This window comes from Microcystis sp. LEGE 08355 (assembly GCF_015207185.1).
GTDB lineage: Bacteria > Cyanobacteriota > Cyanobacteriia > Cyanobacteriales > Microcystaceae > Microcystis > Microcystis panniformis.
On sequence record NZ_JADEXI010000852.1, the window covers coordinates 1 to 1472 of the forward strand.

A 1472-nucleotide genomic window follows, 5' to 3' on the forward strand; every position below is an offset into this window, starting at 1 on the left:
GGTATAGTTCACTTATCATTTTCGTTATTTAGGTCATATATGGTAAATATGACTTATCTTTTTTTGGAGTCTGTGTCTGTATTCCATGCTACATAAGCTTTTCAGCTGGCTTGTCCCCCTGTCAGCATGGTTACAAAATTATGTCAACAATAAACTGGCGGCTGTCCCCCGTCAAATAAAGGTTTCAGACAAACCAAAAGGTAAATTGGTTAGAGAATGTGATGAAATGTGGTCTTTGGTTTTTTCTAAGACGATAAAAATCTATATTTGGCGGTTAATTGATAGAAATACAAGGGAAATTATTGGCTGCTATGCGCGGAGATAGGAGTCGTCAATCAGCCAAAAAACTTTGGGGCTAGTTTACCAGGCGTTTACCGACAATGTGCGGTTGCTTACACAGACTTTTGGGAGTCATATAAGACAGTAATTCCCAGTAAACGTCATCGACCGGTCGGGAAAGAAACTGGTCAAACTAATCCTATTGAAAGATTAAATAATACCTTTCGACAAAGGATTTCTCGGTTGGTGAGAGAGAGTCTATCTTTCTCTAAAAAAATGGAGAATCACTTTGGGGAGCCCTTTGGTATTTTATCCATGACTACAATGCACACCTGGCAAAGGATTAAGCCGCCATCACTACTACCGAATCACCACCAAATCTCTCAAGTCTTTACCATATAAAAGTTCTAGAAATTACTTACTTGTCAAAATTATTGTGGCTGACCACTAGATCAACTGACCTAGGGGTTGATGCGAGTAAGCATCATAGGTTACTATTTACTTAAATTCCGGCTCACCAGATTACGGTTATTTTGAATTATGGAAATCATCAAGCTAGGAAAAAAGGGTCAACTCTCTATTCCCAAAGCAATTCTCAATCATCTAGGGTTAGAGGGTGAAACGATGCTACTGGCAGAAACGACTGCTGATGGTGGAATTTTACTGCGTCCTGCTGGCGTGTATCCGATTGAGATATATACAGAGGAACGGATTGAGGAGTTTAAGATAGGCGATCGCTTAACGGACGAAGAAACCCAACAGCTTCAGCATAAGCTTAAAGATGCTAAATAGGGAATACAGATGCGTCTATTCCTTGATGCCAATGTTATTTTTGCAGCCGCTATCAGTCCTGATGGTCGCTGTAGTGCTTTGTTTCAGTTAGCTTCTGCTAGGTATTGTGCTTTGTTAAGCTCGCCTCACGCCTTGGAAGAAACGCGGCGTAACCTGACGGCTAAGTATCCCGAAGCTTTGACACGATTGGAGGGGGATTTAATCCCCAAACTAACTATAGTTGGAGAAGCACCACTTTCGCGAGTCAATTGGGCAAGGTCGATGGGACTACCTTGGAAAGATGCTCCTATTTTAGCGACAGCAGTAGAGAATAGGGCAGACCTTTTGGTAATACCATTTTTCTTTATTCTTGGCAGGTATCTTACCCCCCCTTGCCCCCCCGACGTCGGGGGGGCAAGGGG

General features: G+C 42.3%; 2 protein-coding genes and 1 pseudogene. All 3 read left to right on the forward strand.

The features are described 5' to 3' along the window. Nucleotides 1–127: 127 nt before the first annotated feature. Nucleotides 128–626: pseudogene (locus IQ242_RS26540) on the forward strand (IS1 family transposase); the annotation flags it as partial. 193 nt (nt 627–819) lie between these two features. Then, a complete protein-coding gene (locus tag IQ242_RS24665) occupies nt 820–1071 on the forward strand; it encodes an AbrB/MazE/SpoVT family DNA-binding domain-containing protein (protein ID WP_193961763.1) in 252 nt (83 codons plus the stop codon). A gap of 9 nt (nt 1072–1080) precedes the next feature. After that, the coding region (locus tag IQ242_RS24670) for a PIN domain-containing protein (RefSeq protein WP_193961764.1) at nt 1081–1472 on the forward strand (392 nt) is incomplete at its 3' end.